Consider the following 16,116-nt stretch of genomic DNA (forward strand, 5'->3'; position numbering starts at 1 on the left):
TCAGGAGGCATTGGCCAAAGCGATGAATTCAGCCACGTCCAGCTGTTCGGCGCGGGCATCGGGACGCACGCCGGCGGCGATGAACTGCTCGGCGGACACCACGTTGTTCAGGGCATTGCGCAGGGTCTTGCGGCGCTGCCCGAAGGCGGCCTTGACCACCTCGGCGAAACGCTTGTGGTCGTTGATGTTGATCGTGGCCGGGTCGCGCGGCACCAGCCGCACCACGGCCGAATCGACCTTCGGCGGCGGCCGGAACGCGCCCGGCGGCACCACGAACAGCGAGGTGACCTGGCAGTAGGCCTGCAGCATCACGCTGAGGCGGCCATACACCTTGCTGCCGGGGCCAGCGGCCATGCGGTCGACCACTTCCTTCTGCAGCATGAAGTGCATGTCGCGGATCACCGCGGCATGCTCCAGCGCATGGAACAGGATGGGCGAGGAGATGTTGTAGGGCAGGTTGCCGACCAGGCGGATCGGCTGGCCGCCGGCCAGTTCGGTGAAGTCCACGCGCAGCACGTCGCGGTGGACGATGGTCAACTCGCCCAGCGGCTCGGCGGCGGCGGTCAGTGGCGCGATCAGGTCGCGGTCGAACTCGATCACCGTCAGCTGCGGGTGCACGCGCAGCAGCGGCAGGGTGATCGCGCCCTGGCCGGGACCAATTTCAACCAGGCGGTCGCCATCTTTCGGGTTGACCGCCATCACGATCTTGTCGATGTAGTGGCGATCGGCCAGGAAATGCTGGCCAAGCTGCTTCTTGGCCGGGGCGGTGAACACCGGGCCGGAGGGGGAATGCGGGGAATTCATGCGCTCAGTGTACGTTGCCGCGCAAGCTGCGCACACAGCGTCGCTGCCGCCTGCAGGCTGGAAGGATCGGCGATGCCACGGCCGGCCAGGTCCAGCGCGGTGCCATGGTCCACCGCCACGCGAGGGTAGGGCAGGCCCAGGGTCAGGTTCACGGCCTGTTCGAAGCCTGAGTACTTCAACACCGGCAGGCCCTGATCGTGGTACATCGCCAGCACGGTGTCGAAACCGGCCAGCTTGGCCGGCAGGAAGGCGGTGTCGGCCGGCAGCGGCCCGACCAGGTCCAGGCCCTCGGCGCGCAGCCGCTGCAGCAGGGGAATGACCAGGTCCAGTTCCTCGCGGCCCAGATGGCCGTCTTCGCCGGCGTGCGGGTTCAGGCCGAGCACGGCGATGCGTGGCGCGGGCAGGCCGAACTCGCGGCGCAGTGCCGCATGCACGGTGCGCAGGGTGTGCTCCAGGCCGGGGGCGGTGATCGCATCGGCCACCTCGCGCAGTGGCAGGTGAGTGGTGGCCAGCGCCACGCGCACGATGTGGTTGGCCAGCATCATCACCACCTTTACCCCGGCCTGGTCGGCCAGCAGTTCGGTGGTACCGCTGTAGGCGATGCCGCCTTCGTTGATGACTGCCTTGTGCACCGGGCCGGTCACCACACCGTGCAGTTCGCCGGACAGGCAGGCCTGGCCGGCGCCAAGCAGGGCGTCGATGACCGCGCCGGCATTGGCCGGATCGGCCTGGCCGAAGTGGCTGGGCGCAGCGTTGCGGACGGCGCGCAGGCGCAGATCGCCGGGCACGCGTGCTTCGGCGTCCTCGGGCAGCAGTTGCAGCGGCAGGTTCAGCGCGGCCGCGGCCGCGCGCAGGGTGTCCGGGTCGGCAAAGGCCAGCAGCCGGCAATCCTCACGCGGCTGCTGGACGAGGCGGACACACAGTTCCGGGCCGATCCCGGCGGGCTCGCCCGGTACCAGCGCGAGCTCGGGGCGCATCGGTCAGGACTGCGGCGGGGTGGCGGTGTTTTCCGCGCGGTCGCCGCTGCGGAAGCTGACGTAGGCTTCGCCACGCAGTTCCTGCAGGAAGCGGTTGTACTCGTCTTCCAGCTTGCGGCGGCCGATGGTCTCGCGGACCTGGGCACGCTGGTTGTCGGTGGTCACGTCGGTCTGGCGGGTCGCCACGCGCTGCACGATGTGCCAACCGGCGTCGGTGCGGAACGGCTGGCTGACGCCGCCGTCCTGTAGGCCTTCGACCTGCTGGCCGAACGCCGGACCGAACGCGTCGGCCGGGAACCAGCCCAGATCACCGCCCTGGCCCTTGCTGTTGTTGTCCTCGGAGGACTCCCGGGCCACGGCCTGGAAGTCGGCACCGCCGGCAATGCGGGCACGCAGGGTGTCGATCTTGGCCTTGGCGGCGGCGTCGGTCTGGTGGTCGTCCACGCGCACCAGGATGTGGCGGCCGTGGAACTCGGTGACCGTGTGCTCACCGGTGGCGGCGCTGGCATCGCGCACTTCCACCAGCTTCAGCAGCTGGAAGCCGCTCGGGCCGCGGATCGGGCCGACCACTTCGCCGGGCTTCATCTTTTCCATCAGCTGGGCGAACGCGGTGGGGATCTCGTCCAGGCTGCGCCAGCCCAGGTCGCCGCCTTCCAGTGCGTTCGGGCTGTCCGAATAGCGCACGGCTGCGGCGTTGAAGTCCAGCTCGCCCTTGTCCAGCAGGGTCTTCACGCCATCGGCCTTCTTCTGGCCGGTGGCGATCTGGTCGGCGTTGGCGCCGTCGGGCAGGGCGATCAGGATGTGCGCCAGGTGGTACTGGTTGCCCACCGTGGCCTGCTGCTTCAGGGCGGCGTCGACTTCACCCTCGCTGACGCTGATGCGGCTCTGCGCGAAGCTCTGGCGCAGGCGCTGCACGGTGATCTCGTCACGCACCGAAGCGCGGAAGTCGTTGAAGTCGATGCCGTCATGGGCCAGGCGCTGGCGCAGGGCGTCCAGGTTCGACCCATTCTGCTGGGCGATGGAATTCATCGCCTGGTTCAGCTCCTGGTCGCTGACCCGGATGCCGCTGCCCTGGGCGCGGGCCACCTGCAGCTTGACCAGCACCAGGCGCTCGAGCACCTGGCGGCTGAGCACGTCTTCCGGCGGCAGCTGGTTTTCACGGCCGGCGTACTGCGCCTTGATGTTGGCGATCGCACGCTGGAGCTCGCTCTGCAGGATCACGTCCTCATCGACGACGGCGGCGATGCGGTCAAGCGGCTGCGCCTCCTGGGCAAGCACCTGCAGGGGGGCGGACACGCTGGACACCGCCAGCAGCGAGGCGAGAAGAACGGGGAAGCGCTTGGTCATGGGATCAGGTTCGGATCGTAGTCATCCCGGGTCGCCCCGGTGTTGCTCGGCGGCACGAGATAGAGGTCGTCGCGGTTGTAGCCGAGGATAGCACGGCGCAGGGTACGGTCCGTGTCCTGGCCCAGGGAGCTCAGACCCTTGAGCACGAACTCCAGCTGGATGGCGTTGTTCATCTCGCCTTCGCGGTTGCGGACGTAGCGGCGGGCGACCGCACGCACGGCCAGGCAGCAGCTGTCCCACTGGACGCCGGCGATGATTTCCAGCGGTTCCTTGTCCTGCAGCGAGTAGTAGTAGCGGCCGACCAGGCTCCAGCGCGCATTCAGCGGGTACAGGAACGACAGGTCGGCCTGTTCCAGCAGCGTGCGGTCATGCTTGTTGGCGGTGGCCGGGGCGCCGGAGTTGATGCGGTAACGGTAGCTGAGGTTGATCACGCCATCGTTGGGCATCAGGTAGCGGGCGCGGACGCTGGCCAGATCCTCGCGCTTGTACTTGGGGTCCCACTGGTAGGTGGCACCCAGGGTCCAGCGGTCGTTGATCATGTAGTTGCCGTCGGCGATCCACGCCGACTTGCCCTTCTCCACCGGCGCGCCGCCTGGGGTCACGGTCACCCGCGACTCGTCGAAGTACTGGATCTGGCCGATGGCGGCCGAGAACCGTTCCTTGCCGGTGGTCTGGTCGATGAAGCGGGTGCCCAGTGCCAGGGTCAGCTGGTTGGCATCGTTCTGGCGGTCGGCGCCGGTATAGCGCGAGTCGCGGAACAGCTGGCCCCAGCTGAAGGTGAAGTCACGGGTGTCGAAGATCGGCAGGTCGTCCTGGTTGCGGTACGGCGTGCGCAGGTAGAACAGGCGCGGTTCCAGCGTGTGCAGGAACGACTTGCCGCCGATGGTGGTCTCGCGATCGAAGAACAGGCCGGCGTCGATGCTGCCGATCGGCAGGCTGCGGCTGGGCGATTTGTTGCCGCGCAGCTGCTCCGGCGTGGCGGTGTTCGGGTCGATGCCCTGCGAGACCAGCACGTTGCGGCGGACGCTGTCGGCCAGGCCCTGGTCCAGGTCGTAGCCGGTGTAGCGGTAGGCCAGGGTCGGGGTGACGTACCAGGCCGCGCCGCTGATCGGGAACGACACGTACGGCTTCACGTCCAGGCGCGAGCCGCCGTACATGCGCTGGGTCTGGCCGTTGCGCGTGTACTGCAGGTCCGGGCCGGCGCTGGCGTCGTACTTGAAGTTGATGTCGTCGTGGGTGAAGCGCACCGCTTCGGCGTAGACGCCGGTTTCCAGCCACGGCAGGACCGGCTTGTCCCAGTTGAAGTACAGGCGCGGCTGGCGGTTGTAGGGCAGCGCGCTTTCGTTGAGGGTGTAGTCGGTCAGCTGCCAGCGGTCGGCCATGATGCCGGCCGTCCAGTTCTTGCCGGTGCCGTACAGGCCCACGGTGCTCTGCAGGTTCGAGGCGGTCACCCCGACCAGGCGGTTGGCGAAATCCTCGACGTAGCGTTCGTCGCTGACCCAGGCCAGGTTGGCGCGCGCCTGCCAGTGGTCATCCACGTTGTGGTAGCCGCTGAACATGACGCGGCCGCGGTCGCGGTCGCGCAGCTTGTCGTTGGGGATGTAGGCGGTCAGCAGCTCGCCGCGGCCGCCGTTGTAGAGGTAGCGGAACTCGTTGTCGAGCATCAGGCCACGCCGGCTCATGTAGCGCGGCATCAGCGTGTCGTCGTAGTTCGGCGCCAGGTTCAGGTAGATCGGCTGGGTGTAGTCGAAACCGTTGCGGCCGGACATGCCCAGCTGCGGGAACAGCAGGCCGGTCTTGCGGCGGTCATCGATCGGGAACTTGAAGTACGGCGCCCACAGCACCGGCACCTTGCCGATGCGCAGCACGGCATTGCGCGCGGTGCCGAAGCCCTCGTCGTTGTCCACTTCGATCTGCGGCGCCGACAGCTTCCACACCGGCTGCGACGGGTCGCAGGTGGTGTAGGTGGAGCGGTGCATCTGGCCGACCGCACCCTGCAGGTCGACCGACTCGGCGTCGCCGTTGCCGCGGCGCGACACCAGCTGGTACTTGATGTCGGTGATCTTGTGGGTGTCGCTTTCCTGGTTGCCCTCGGCGCGCTTGGCGACCATGCGGATCGAGGAGTCCTGGTAGCGGACATTGCCGTCGGCGATGTAGTTGCCGCTCTCGGTATCGAAACTCAGCTTGTCGGTGCCGACGAACTGGTCGCCCCGGCGCAGTGCCACGTTGCCTTCGTACTGCGGCACGGTGGTGGTGCCCAGCAGCTGGTCGCCCTCGATGTCGGTCGGCTGCTGCTCGCGCGCGGCGCTGGCGGCGGCCTTGTCCTGCCCGGGGACCGGGGTGGGAGCATCGGTGAACGCGGGAATCACGTCGGTAGCCGGGCACAGGCCCCAGTTGAGCGGCTTTTCATCGGCCATTGCCGGCAGGCAGATGGCGATGCTCAGAGGCAGGGGAAGCAGGCGGAGGGCTCGGCGCACGCGGTTCGGATTCGGGCGAAAACGGACGGTAGCTTGCCCCATCCCTTGCATAGGGGCAATGAAGGTGGACGGATCCCGCCGGTTCGGGTTCATCCGGCGGCGGTCCCGGCAGGGTCCGGCATCAGGGCCCGGACATGGGCCACGCTGCATTCGGCAAGGGCCTGCAGGTCGTAGCCGCCTTCCAGCATCGAGACCACCCGGCCGGCCGCATGGCGACGCGCCAGCGCATGCAGTTCGCGGGTGATCCAGGCGAAATCGTCGGTTTCCAGCATCAGGTCGGCCTGCGGGTCGCGCAGGTGGGCATCGAAGCCGGCCGAGATCAGCAGCAGCTGCGGGCGGAAGTCGTCGATGGCCGGCAGCATCTCGTCGGCCCACACATTGCGGAAGCGGAAACCGCCGCTCCCCGGGGGCAGCAGGATGTTCATCAGGTTGCCCGCACCGCGGTCGCGGCGCAGGCCGGAATTGGGGAACAGCCCGGCCTGGTGGGTGCTGTAGTAGGACACCCGGGCGTCGTGCTGGAAGATGTCCTGGGTGCCATTGCCATGGTGGACGTCGAAATCGACCACGGCGATCCGCTCCAGGCCGTGGCGGTCACGGGCGTGGGCGGCGGCGATGGCGATGTTGTTGAGCAGGCAGAAGCCCATCGCCGTGCTGCTGGTGGCGTGGTGGCCCGGTGGCCGCACCGCGCAGAATGCCAGCGGGTCCCCGCCCAGCATCACCGCGTCGACCGCCGCCACGCCGGCGCCGGCGGCATGCACGGCGGCACTGGCCGAGCCGGGCGAGGTCCAGGTGTCCAGGTCCAGCTGGCGCAGCGGCGCGGTCTGCGGCTGCAGCACGAAGTCGAGCAGGGCGCTGTCGTGGACGCGGGTCAGATCGCCGAACTTGGCCGGCGGCGCCTCGCGCCAGTCCAGCTGGCCGGGGAACGCGGCGTGCAGGGCGTCCAGCACATGCTGCAGGCGTTGCGGGCATTCCGGATGACCGGCGCCGGGGTCATGCAGCAGGCAGGACGGATGGGTGAAGACCAGCATCGTGCCGACTCAGCGCTGGCGCTGCTGCGGCTGCCACAGCGCTTCGCCGTGGCCATCGGCGCGGGCCAGCACCCGGGCCAGCACGAACAGCAGGTCCGACAGCCGGTTGAGGTACTGCAGCGCCTCGCTGCGCACGGCCTCGTGGCGGGCCAGGGTGACCGTCTCGCGCTCGGCGCGGCGGACGATGGTGCGGGCCAGGTGGCAGCGGGCGGCGGCCTCGCCGCCGGCCGGCAGGATGAATTCCTTCAGCATCGGCAGGCCGGCGTTGTAATGATCCAGCTGCTGCTCCAGGGCGGACACGTCGGCGGCGTGGATCGCGGCGTGGCCGGGAATGCACAGCTCGGCGCCCAGGTCGAACAGCTGGTGCTGCAGATGCACCACCAGCGCGCGCACGTCGTCGGGCAGCGCCGTGGCCAGCAGCAGGCCGAGCGCGGCATTGGCTTCGTCGACGGTACCGTAGGACGCCACGCGGGCGTCATCCTTGGCCACGCGCTGGCCGTCGCCAAGGCCGGTGCTGCCGTCGTCGCCGGTGCGGGTGTAGATGCGCGAGAGGCGATGGCCCATGGCGTGGCTCAGTGACGGATGTCGCGGCGGGCCTGCTGGAGCTTCAGTACCTGCTCCACGGCCAGCTGCAGGGCGGCGGCCAGCGCCACGTAGATCGCCGTCGTACGCAGGTACGGGCCGAACCACTGCGCGTAGTTCTGTGCCCAGCCGGCCAGCGTCGGTTCGGCGACGTTGCGGCTGGTCCAGTAGAAGCCGCCCTGTGCCAGCAGGTGACAGACCGCCACCGAGGCCACCAGCAGCAACGTGCCCTTGGCCAGCACCGGCCAGCGTGCGCCCTGGTAGTTGCGGCCCAGCAGCATGCCGCCGGCCCACAGCGAGAAATACGCCGGCAGCAGCAGCCAGTAGCCCGGCGACACGCAGTAGTGCTGCCAGAAATCCAGGCCGCTGCTGCGGATCACGATCCAGTCCACCAGCACGGCGAACACCATCAGCAGCGGGAACGCCCAGCGCGTCCAGGTGGCCAGGTAGAAGCCACCGATGAAGAACACGGCCCAGGAGGCATCGGGGATCGCCGCGAAGTGGTTGACCCGGGTCGCCGCCAGCACCAGCACGAGCACGGACAGGACGAAGGCACGGTTGGCGGTGGCGGACATGGCAGCGGGCCCGGAGCGGATTCAGGTTTCATTCTAGCCCGCCGCGCCGGTTGGCGCAGGTCGGGCGCCGTTGGGTGTTCGGGCGGGGCGAGCGCGTATCATGAACACCATGAGTGAACGACATGACGTGCTGATCGTCGGTGGTGGCCTGGTCGGTGCCAGCCTGGCCATCGCCCTGGACCGGCTGGGCCGCGACGTGGGCCTGCTCGAAGCCAGCCCGGCCGGCGAGCTGCCGGCGGTGTTCGACCAGCGCAACCTCAGTTTCGCCGCTGCCACGGTCAACGCACTGACCGCCCTGGGGGTCATGCAGAAGCTGGCGATGGCACGGGGTCCGATCCGCCGCATCCATGTCAGCCGTGCCGGCGATTTCGGCCGCGTGCAGCTGGAGGCGGCCGACTATGACCGGCCGTGGTTCGGCCAGGTAGTGGTGGCGCGGGACTTCGGCCAGGCGCTGGAAGCGCGCCTCCAGGAGCTGCCGCGGCTACGGCGCTACCGGCCGATGCGGTTCCTGGGCCTGGGCGAGGTGGTCGACGGTTACCGCCAGGTGCGGGTGGCCGACGAGGCCGGCGAGCGCGTGCTGCAGGCGCGGCTGGTGGTGGGGGCCGATGGCACGACCAGTGGCGTGCGCGACGCACTGGGCATCGAGGTCGATCGCCATGATTTCCAGCAGACCCTGTTCGTGGCCCGGGTGCGCAGCCAGCGCGCGCCGGACGGCACCGCCTGGGAGCGCTTCACCGATACCGGCCCGACCGCGTTGCTGCCGCGGGGTGACCGTCATTTCGGCAGCGTGCACGGCGTGGCCCGCGAGCAGGCCGATGCGGTGATGGCGCTGGACGATGCCGCCTGGCTGCAGCGCCTGCAGAACGCGATCGGCTGGCGTGCCGGTCGCTTGCTCGAATCCGGCCCGCGCAGCGCGTATCCGCTCATCCAGGTGCTGGCGCGCGCGCTGGCCGGTGAACGCACGGTGCTGCTCGGCAATGCTGCGCAGACCATCCATCCGCTGGGCGCGCAGGGCTTCAACCTGGGCCTGCGCGATGCACTGACCCTGGCCGAACTGCTGGAGGATGCGCAGGACGATGCCGGCAGCGATGCTCTGCTGCAGGCCTACGTCGCGCGCCGCGAGGAAGACCGCCGGCAGACGGTGGCGTTCTCCGGTGGACTGGCGCGCCTGACCAGCAATCCGGCGCCGCTGATGCGGCCGTTGCGCAGCCTCGGCCTGGTGGCCGCGCAGCGCGCGTCGGTGCAATCGATGCTGGTCGGTGGCGCGATGGGCTTCCGCGGCGAAGTGCCACGCCTGTGCCGCGGAGAAGCCGCATGAGCCGGCGCGCCCGTCTTGACGTGGCCGTCGTCGGCGGTGGCGTGGTCGGTGCCGCGTGTGCGCTGGCGCTGGCCGATGCCGGACTGTCGGTGGCGCTGGTCGAGGGCCGCGAACCGGCGCCGTGGCAGGCTGCACAGCCGGACCTGCGCGTGTTCGCCTTCGCCGCTGACAATGTTCAGCTGTTGAACCGCCTCGGCGTGTGGCCGGCCATTGCCCAGGCCCGTGCCTGGCCCTACCGGCGCATGCAGGTGTGGGACGCGGCCGGTGGCGAGGATCTGCTGTTCGATGCCGATCGCTTCGGTCGACGCGAGCTGGGGTACATCGTCGAGAACGGCCTGCTGCAGGATCGCCTGTGGTCGGCATTGCCGGCGGCGGGCGTGCAGCTGCACTGCCCGGCACGGGTGGACGCGCTGGAGCAGGACGAGGACGGCGTGCGCCTGCGCCTGGATGACGGGCGTCGCCTGGAAGCGGCGTTGGCGGTGGCCGCCGACGGCGCCGAATCGACCCTGCGCCAGCTGGCCGGCATCGAGGTCGAGCGCTACGACTACCACCAGCGAGGCGTAGTGGCCTACGTGGACAGCGATCTCCCCAACCAGGCCACGGCCTGGCAGCGCTTCCTGCCGAGCGGGCCGCTGGCGCTGCTGCCGGTGGCCGAGCGCCGCAGCTCGATCGTCTGGACCCTTCCCGAGGACGAGGCGGCGCGCGTGCTGGCGCTGGACGAGGACAGCTTCAACCGCGAACTGACCCGCGCCTTTGCGGCACGCCTGGGTGAGCTGCGCTTGGCATCGCCACGTGCGGCATTCCCGCTGCGCCGCCAGTTGGCCCGTCACTACGTGGCCGGTCGTGTGCTGGCATTGGGAGACGCCGCCCATGTGGTGCATCCGCTGGCCGGGCAGGGCGTGAACCTGGGGCTGCGCGATGTCGCCGCCCTGCAGCAGTGGCTTGCGCCATCGGCAGAGCGCCGCGGCCAGCCGCGGCTGTCACCGCAGCGCCTGCAACGCTGGGCACGCGAACGCCGCAGCGACAACCACGTCGCTGCCTACAGCTTCGATGCGATCAACCGCCTGTTCTCCAACGACGAAATGCACCTGACCCTGGCGCGCGGCCGCGCCCTGGGCTGCGTCGGCAAGTGGCCGCCGCTGGTGCAGGCGTTCTGGAAGCGCGCCGCCGGCGTCTGAAGCAAAAAGGGGACGGAGGGGATTAAGTCGCATGTGCACATACGACTTAATCCCCTCCGTCCCCTTTTTTCAGTCAACCAGCCATCCGGCCAGGTCGGTGCGGTCCAGCTTGCCGCGATGCCTGCGGTCCAGCGAGTTGAATTCGTCGGCCAGCACTGGGTTGGCCTGTGCTTCCTCGCGGCTGATGAAACCATCGCCATTCACGTCGAGGTCGCTGAAGCGGATGCGGTACTGGCCGACCACGCTGCTCGGCTCCAGCGAGCGCACGGTCACCTGGGCCTCGCCGGCCGGCTGTGCAATCTCGACGCTGCCGGTCACCCGCCCGGCATCCAGCGGTTGCTGGCGGATGGCACCGCCGGTCGGGCCCAGCGGCTGGCTCTGCGCAGGGGTCGATGGGCCGTGCTGGGCCATGGCCGGTACCGCAGCCAGCAGGGTGGCCAACAGCACGGCGGAACGTGGAAGGTTCATGACAGGCTCCTTGCCAAGGGGTACCGCGAGCGTACTCCCGGCACCCTGTGCCGCCGATGACGGATCAGCGCAGCGGCGAGGCCAGCACGGTGATCTCTTCACGATCGTGATAGAGCTGCTTGGCGCGCACCACCAGCGGCTTGCCGGCCTGGTCCTGGAACAGGTCCAGGCACAGCCGGGTTTCGTCCCAGCGCTTCTTCATCGGCAGCTTCAGGTTGAAGATCGCGTGCCGGCACCAGCCTTCGCGGAACCAGGTGGCCATGCGTTCGGCGACGCGACGCGGCTGCTCGACCATATCGCAGACCATCCAGTCCAGCGGTTGTTCCGGGTGCCAGTGGAAGCCGTCGGCGCGCAGGTGCTCGACCAGGCCGGTGTCCAGCACGTGCTGGCGCAGCGGGCCGTTGTCGATGCTCAGTACGTGCATGTGCTGGCGGGTCAGCACCCAGGTCCAGCCGCCGGGGGCGGCGCCCAGGTCGGCCGCGCGCATGCCAGGCCTGGCCAGCGCCTCGCGTTCCTCCGGCGTCAGCAGGGTCAGCAGTGCTTCGTCCAGCTTCAGCGCCGAACGCGAGGGCGCTTCGGGCAGCAGTTTCAGGCGCGGAATGCCCAGCGCCCACGGCGCGCTGTCGGCCGGGTCGGCGACGCAGACGAACGCGTGGGTGCCATCGACGAAGACCACGTGCAGGCGCGGCAGGCGGTTGTTCGGCCTGTCGCTGAGCTTGCCGGCCTTGCGCAGCGCCGGGCGCAGTGCATTGCCGAAGGCTCGCGCCAGCCCGGACAGCGGCTTGCCAGCATCCGAATCGGGGTGCTCCACCCACAGGTCGCCGAAGCGCGGCGCATCGGCCAGCACGTCCAGCATCGGGGTGATGCGATCGCTCGGGTCCAGCTGCGGCAGCTCGGCCAGCACGACCAGCTTCTGCCGCGCGAAGATCAGTTCACGCCAGCGCAGGCGTGGTGCCAGTGCTGCAGCATCGTCGCACATGAAAAGCACATAGCCGTCATTGCGCTGGGTGCGCGCATAGCCAGCGAAACCGGCTTCACCGGCGCGGAACTGCAGCTCGCCGGCCAGCTCGGGTTCGAAGCCCTGCCGGCACAGGCACAGCAGGCCGATGCCGGTCTCAGTAACGGGCGCCATCGCTTTCCCCATAGGTTCGCAGCACGCTGCGCGCGGCGTCGCGGTCCAGGCCCTGCACCACTTCGATGCCGCGCTTGTTGAGTTCGCCCACCCAGTCGGCCGGCAGCGGGCCTTCGTCGAACGGCGTCAGTTCCTCGACGTCGGCCGCACTGGCACCGATCAGCAGCCGGTCGATGCCGGCCCAGACGGTGGCGCCGTAGCACTGGCAGCAGGGCTGCGAGCTGGTGGCCAGGGTGACCGGCGACAGCACCGCGTTCAGGCGCGGGGTCTGCAGGCGTTGCTGGGCCAGCATGTAGGCCATGTTCTCGGCGTGCGCCAGCGAGGTCGCGTGCGGCATCACCCGGTTCACGCCCGCGGCGATCACCTTGTCATCCGGACCGAACACCACGGCGCCGAACGGGCCGCCGCTGGCGTGCTCGACGTTCAGCCGCGACAGCTCGATCGCCAGCGCGACCTTGGCCTCGTCGCCCGGATATCGACGATCCAGGTCGATCTGGTCGTGGATCCAGGCGGGAAGGGTCAGGTGGACTTGCGCGTACAGCATCGCGGGGGTGCCTCGTAGGGATGGAAGAAGGTGCGGTTGCTTGGGAAACCGGCGCGCAGTGTAGCTGCACCGGCCTGTATCGGGTGTGGCGGTGGGTCAGCCCGGCGAGCCAGTGCGGATCACCACGTACTGCTTGCGGAACTCCAGCCCGGCCTGCGGCCAGCTGGCCGCGTAGGCGCGCAGCAGGGGCAGGGCGGCGGCGAAGTCGTGGCCGTTGACCCGGCAATCGGCCTCGCACAGGCCATCGGCATCGCGCGAGGCGAACAGGCGGATGGCCAGGAAAGAACGCGTCTTCAGCAGCGCATCGAATGCACCGATGCTGCGGGTGAACAGGCAGCAGGGGCAGGAGCCATGATCGTCTTCGCTGCGGGGGCCGGTGTCCATCTCATGCTCGCGGTAATGCGCCAGTGGACCGAGCACCACGGTGCGTTCGAGTTCCTGGCCGTCAGCGCCGGCCGGATAGGTCAGGCCCATCATCGGCAGCCCCTGCGCGTCTTCGGCGCCGATCGCGGTCTGCAGGGTCGCAAGGTCTACCCGTACCCAGGCCTGGAAGCCGGACAGCAGCGATGCCTGCTCATCGGTACCGTTGGCATGCTGGTACTCGAACAGGCCATCGGCGAACAGCACGGGATGCTGGCTCTCGACGACGGTGGAAGTCTGCCAGCCGCCGTTGTCGCGCGCGTGCGCGGCCACCGCATGCGGGGTCAGGCGCAGGCCGCTGTCCAGCAGCAGCGCGCCGCCGTCGACGCGGCTGGCAGTGCCGGCGTCCTGCAGGACCTGCTGCAGCAGCGGGAGGAGGGCGGCGGAGGTCGTGGTCATGTCAGGCCTGTGGGTGGATGGGGTGGAGCATCCAGGCAGGGCCTGGGGATCTAGCGGTCGAGCGCGTCGAGCTCGGCGCGATATCGCTGCGCGTCGGGTTGCTGCTGCGGATCGTTGCCGTGGTCGCGCAGCCAGCTTTCCAGCTCGCGGCGATAGTCGGCGCGGAACTCGGCATTGCCCGGGCTGAAGTGCAGCTTGCGCGCCGCCACCTCCACCCGCTCGCGCGCGCTGGCCCGGGCCTGGGCCAGCCCGTGCGGGGATTCGTTGGTGAGGATGACGAAGTTGCGCGGGAAACCCGGCGTGTACTTGACCACGAACGGCTGCTCGCGCGCCGGGATGCGGATGGCGTTTTCCAGCGGCCACAGCGAGGCGGTGTTGGTGTGGAACACCACGTCCACATCGCGGCCCTCGGCGGTACGCAGCACCCCTTCGTAGCGCCAGATGTACTGTTCGTTGAGCGTGGAGCTGGTCCGCTCGGCCTTGACGATCACCGCTTCACCGCGCTCGCCCACCATGTTGAGGAAGGTGGCGTTGAGGAAATGGCCGAGGAACATGTTGAGCATCGCCAGCGGGAACACCACGATGGCGTAGCCCGGAAAGCGCCGCCACCACGAGACCAGCCCGGCCAGCACCATCGCTGCAAAGAACGTCAGCAGCGGATGCTGCGAGATGAACCAGAGCAGGACGGAAAGGGCGGTGATCATCGTCGCGGTCGTGCGGGCGCCATCCAGGCGCCCGCGCAGGTCCTCAGGCCGACCAGGTGTCGCGCAGGGTCACGCTGCGGTTGAACACCGGCTTGGCCTCGCTGTGATCGCGGCGGTCGGCAACGAAGTAGCCGGTACGTTCGAACTGGAACGATTGCTCCGGCGCGGCGCTGGCCGCGGCCGGCTCGACATAGCCGGTGACGGTGCGGCGCGATTCCGGGTTGAGGTAGTCGCGGTAGGTCTTGCCTTCCGATTCGTCGTCCGGGTTCGGCACCGAGAACAGGCGGTCATACAGGCGGATCTCGGCCGGCACGCCATGCACGGCGCTGACCCAGTGGATGGTGCCCTTGACCTTGCGGTTGGCGCCTTCCATGCCCGGGCGCGATTCCGGATCCAGCCAGCCGCGCAGCTCGGCGATGGTGCCATCGGCATCCTTGATCACTTCGTCGCAGCGGATGATGCCGGCGCCGCGCAGGCGCACTTCGCCACCCGGCACCAGGCGCTTCCAGCCCTTCGGCGGCACTTCGGCGAAGTCCTCGCGGTCGATCCACACCTCGCGTGCGAACGGCACTTCGCGGCTGCCGAAGCTTTCGTCCTTCGGGTGGTTGCTGAAGGTCAGCTGTTCTTCGTGGCCTTCCGGCAGGTTGGTCAGCACCAGCTTGACCGGATCGACCACCGCCATGCGGCGCGGCGCGGCGCTGTCCAGGTCTTCGCGCAGCGCGCCTTCCAGTACGCTGAAGTCGATCAGCGAATTCTGCTTGCTGATGCCCACGCGCTCGGCGAACAGGCGCATCGCGGCCGGGGTGTAGCCGCGTCGGCGCAGGCCCTGCAGGGTCGGCATGCGCGGGTCTTCCCAGCCGTCCACCAGCTGTTCGGTGACCAGCGCCATCAGCTTGCGCTTGCTCATCACCGTGTAGTTGATGTTCAGGCGCGAGAACTCGATCTGGCGCGGCTTGGCGGCTTCGCGCGGCAGGCCGGCATCGACCAGCGGCTGGGTCAGCGCGTCGTCATGGGCGAAATCGACGTTGTCCACGCACCAGTCGTACAGCGGGCGGTGGTCTTCGAATTCCAGCGTGCACAGCGAGTGGGTGATGCCCTCGATCGAATCACCCAGCGCGTGGGCGAAATCGTACATCGGGTAGATCGGCCACGCATTGCCGGTGTTCTGGTGCTCGACGTGCTTGATGCGGTACAGCGCCGGGTCGCGCAGGTTGATGTTGCCGCTGGCCATGTCGATCTTGGCGCGCAGGGTGCGCGCGCCATCCGGGAATTCACCGGCGCGCATGCGGCGGAACAGGTCGAGGTTCTCCTCGACGCTGCGGTCGCGCCACGGCGACGGGCGGCCCGGCTCGGTCAGGGTGCCGCGGTAGGCGCGCACTTCCTCGGCCGACAGGTCGCAGACATAGGCCTTGCCCTGCTCGATCAGCTTTTCGGCGGCCAGGTAATAGGCCTGGAAGTAGTCCGAGGCGTGGCGCAGCTCGTTCCACTCGAAGCCCAGCCAGCGCACGTCGTCCTGGATCGCAGCCACGTATTCCGGATCTTCCTTGGCCGGGTTGGTGTCGTCGAAGCGCAGGTTGCAGACGCCGCTGAACTCACCGGCGATGCCGAAGTTCAGGCAGATCGACTTGGCGTGGCCGATGTGCAGGTAGCCGTTCGGCTCGGGCGGGAAGCGGGTCTTGATCGCCTGATGCTTTCCACTGGCCAGGTCCTCGCGCACGATCTGGCGGATGAAATCGCGCTTCTCGTGGCTGTCGGCGGGGGTCTCGGGGCTGGCGGGGGTGTGCTCGGACATGAGTCGGCGAAAAGAAAGGCAGAAAGACCAACAGTCTAGCGCGTACGGGGCAGGGCTGCCCGGTGGCGGATGGGGATGCCGGCCAGCGGCCGGCACTACCCGCCCATCTTCCGGTAGTGCCGGCCGCTGGCCGGAGGAAATGTGGATCGACGCGCAGGTCGGTAGTGTCGGCCGCTGGCCGGCGGAACGCGGATCGACGCGCAGGTCGGTAGTGCCGGCCGCTGGCCGGAGGAACGCGGATCGACGCGCAGGTCGGTAGCGCCGGCCGCTGGCCGGCGGAACGCGGATCGACGCGCAGGTCGGTAGCGCCGGCCGCCGGCCGGCGGAATGCGGATCGACGCGCAGGTCGGTAGTGCCGGCCGCTGGCCGGC

General features: G+C 69.1%; 15 protein-coding genes. 2 read left to right on the plus strand and 13 right to left on the minus strand.

Annotated elements, in window-relative coordinates; all coding sequences use genetic code 11:
• From rsmA to BLS66_RS08075, 7 genes are all read right to left on the minus strand, one after another.
• Window positions 1-804: a 16S rRNA (adenine(1518)-N(6)/adenine(1519)-N(6))-dimethyltransferase RsmA gene (gene rsmA / locus BLS66_RS08045; protein ID WP_074725601.1), complete on the minus strand. Its 804-nt coding sequence runs from the start codon at window positions 802-804 to the stop codon at window positions 1-3.
• Window positions 801-1,781, minus strand: a complete 981-nt coding sequence (pdxA, locus tag BLS66_RS08050) for a 4-hydroxythreonine-4-phosphate dehydrogenase PdxA (RefSeq protein WP_053506410.1) — start codon at window positions 1,779-1,781, stop codon at window positions 801-803. The genes rsmA and pdxA overlap by 4 nt, the downstream gene beginning before the upstream one ends.
• Before the next feature lie 3 nt (window positions 1,782-1,784).
• Complete coding sequence (locus BLS66_RS08055; protein ID WP_049470568.1) at window positions 1,785-3,128, minus strand: peptidylprolyl isomerase; 1,344 nt, start codon at window positions 3,126-3,128, stop codon at window positions 1,785-1,787.
• A complete protein-coding gene (gene lptD / locus BLS66_RS08060; protein ID WP_080355593.1) occupies window positions 3,125-5,605 on the minus strand; it encodes an LPS-assembly protein LptD in 2,481 nt (826 codons plus the stop codon). The genes BLS66_RS08055 and lptD overlap by 4 nt, the downstream gene beginning before the upstream one ends.
• 89 nt (window positions 5,606-5,694) lie before the next feature.
• Complete coding sequence (locus BLS66_RS08065; RefSeq protein ID WP_074725602.1) at window positions 5,695-6,633, minus strand: histone deacetylase family protein; 939 nt, start codon at window positions 6,631-6,633, stop codon at window positions 5,695-5,697.
• 9 nt (window positions 6,634-6,642) lie between these two features.
• Window positions 6,643-7,197: a cob(I)yrinic acid a,c-diamide adenosyltransferase gene (locus BLS66_RS08070; protein ID WP_049470556.1), complete on the minus strand. Its 555-nt coding sequence runs from the start codon at window positions 7,195-7,197 to the stop codon at window positions 6,643-6,645.
• 8 nt (window positions 7,198-7,205) lie between these two features.
• Window positions 7,206-7,790: a hypothetical protein gene (locus BLS66_RS08075; RefSeq protein ID WP_049470553.1), complete on the minus strand. Its 585-nt coding sequence runs from the start codon at window positions 7,788-7,790 to the stop codon at window positions 7,206-7,208.
• 109 nt (window positions 7,791-7,899) lie between these two features.
• Here BLS66_RS08075 and ubiH point away from each other — a divergent pair, with 109 nt between their 5' ends.
• Both ubiH and BLS66_RS08085 read left to right on the plus strand, forming a co-directional pair.
• Window positions 7,900-9,108 (plus strand): 2-octaprenyl-6-methoxyphenyl hydroxylase, encoded by a 1,209-nt coding sequence (gene ubiH, locus BLS66_RS08080; RefSeq protein WP_049470550.1) that lies wholly within the window; start codon window positions 7,900-7,902, stop codon window positions 9,106-9,108.
• Window positions 9,105-10,286 (plus strand): UbiH/UbiF family hydroxylase, encoded by a 1,182-nt coding sequence (locus tag BLS66_RS08085; protein WP_049470548.1) that lies wholly within the window; start codon window positions 9,105-9,107, stop codon window positions 10,284-10,286. The genes ubiH and BLS66_RS08085 overlap by 4 nt, the downstream gene beginning before the upstream one ends.
• 69 nt (window positions 10,287-10,355) lie before the next feature.
• Here the strand turns inward: BLS66_RS08085 and BLS66_RS08090 are convergent, their stop codons facing one another.
• The 6 genes from BLS66_RS08090 to BLS66_RS08115 form a co-directional block, all read right to left on the minus strand.
• Window positions 10,356-10,754 (minus strand): EF-hand domain-containing protein, encoded by a 399-nt coding sequence (locus BLS66_RS08090; RefSeq protein WP_057495057.1) that lies wholly within the window; start codon window positions 10,752-10,754, stop codon window positions 10,356-10,358.
• 64 nt (window positions 10,755-10,818) lie between these two features.
• The gene (gene rlmM / locus BLS66_RS08095) at window positions 10,819-11,886 is read right to left on the minus strand and encodes a 23S rRNA (cytidine(2498)-2'-O)-methyltransferase RlmM (protein WP_074725603.1); all 1,068 of its coding nucleotides are present in this window, start codon (window positions 11,884-11,886) and stop codon (window positions 10,819-10,821) included.
• Entirely contained in the window at window positions 11,870-12,430 is a 561-nt protein-coding gene (locus tag BLS66_RS08100; RefSeq protein ID WP_019661129.1) for a nucleoside deaminase, read from the minus strand. Before BLS66_RS08100 ends, rlmM begins: the two co-directional genes overlap by 17 nt.
• 96 nt (window positions 12,431-12,526) lie before the next feature.
• Window positions 12,527-13,249 carry a DUF6348 family protein gene (locus BLS66_RS08105; protein ID WP_074725604.1) on the minus strand — a complete coding sequence of 241 codons (723 nt, stop codon included), beginning with the start codon at window positions 13,247-13,249 and terminating at the stop codon, window positions 12,527-12,529.
• 50 nt (window positions 13,250-13,299) lie between these two features.
• Complete coding sequence (locus BLS66_RS08110) at window positions 13,300-13,953, minus strand: membrane protein (RefSeq protein WP_049469715.1); 654 nt, start codon at window positions 13,951-13,953, stop codon at window positions 13,300-13,302.
• 43 nt (window positions 13,954-13,996) lie between these two features.
• Entirely contained in the window at window positions 13,997-15,745 is a 1,749-nt protein-coding gene (locus tag BLS66_RS08115) for a glutamine--tRNA ligase/YqeY domain fusion protein (protein WP_074725605.1), read from the minus strand.
• Window positions 15,746-16,116: the final 371 nt, after the last annotated feature.

The organism is Stenotrophomonas pavanii (assembly GCF_900101175.1).
GTDB classification, from domain to species: Bacteria; Pseudomonadota; Gammaproteobacteria; order Xanthomonadales; family Xanthomonadaceae; genus Stenotrophomonas; species Stenotrophomonas pavanii.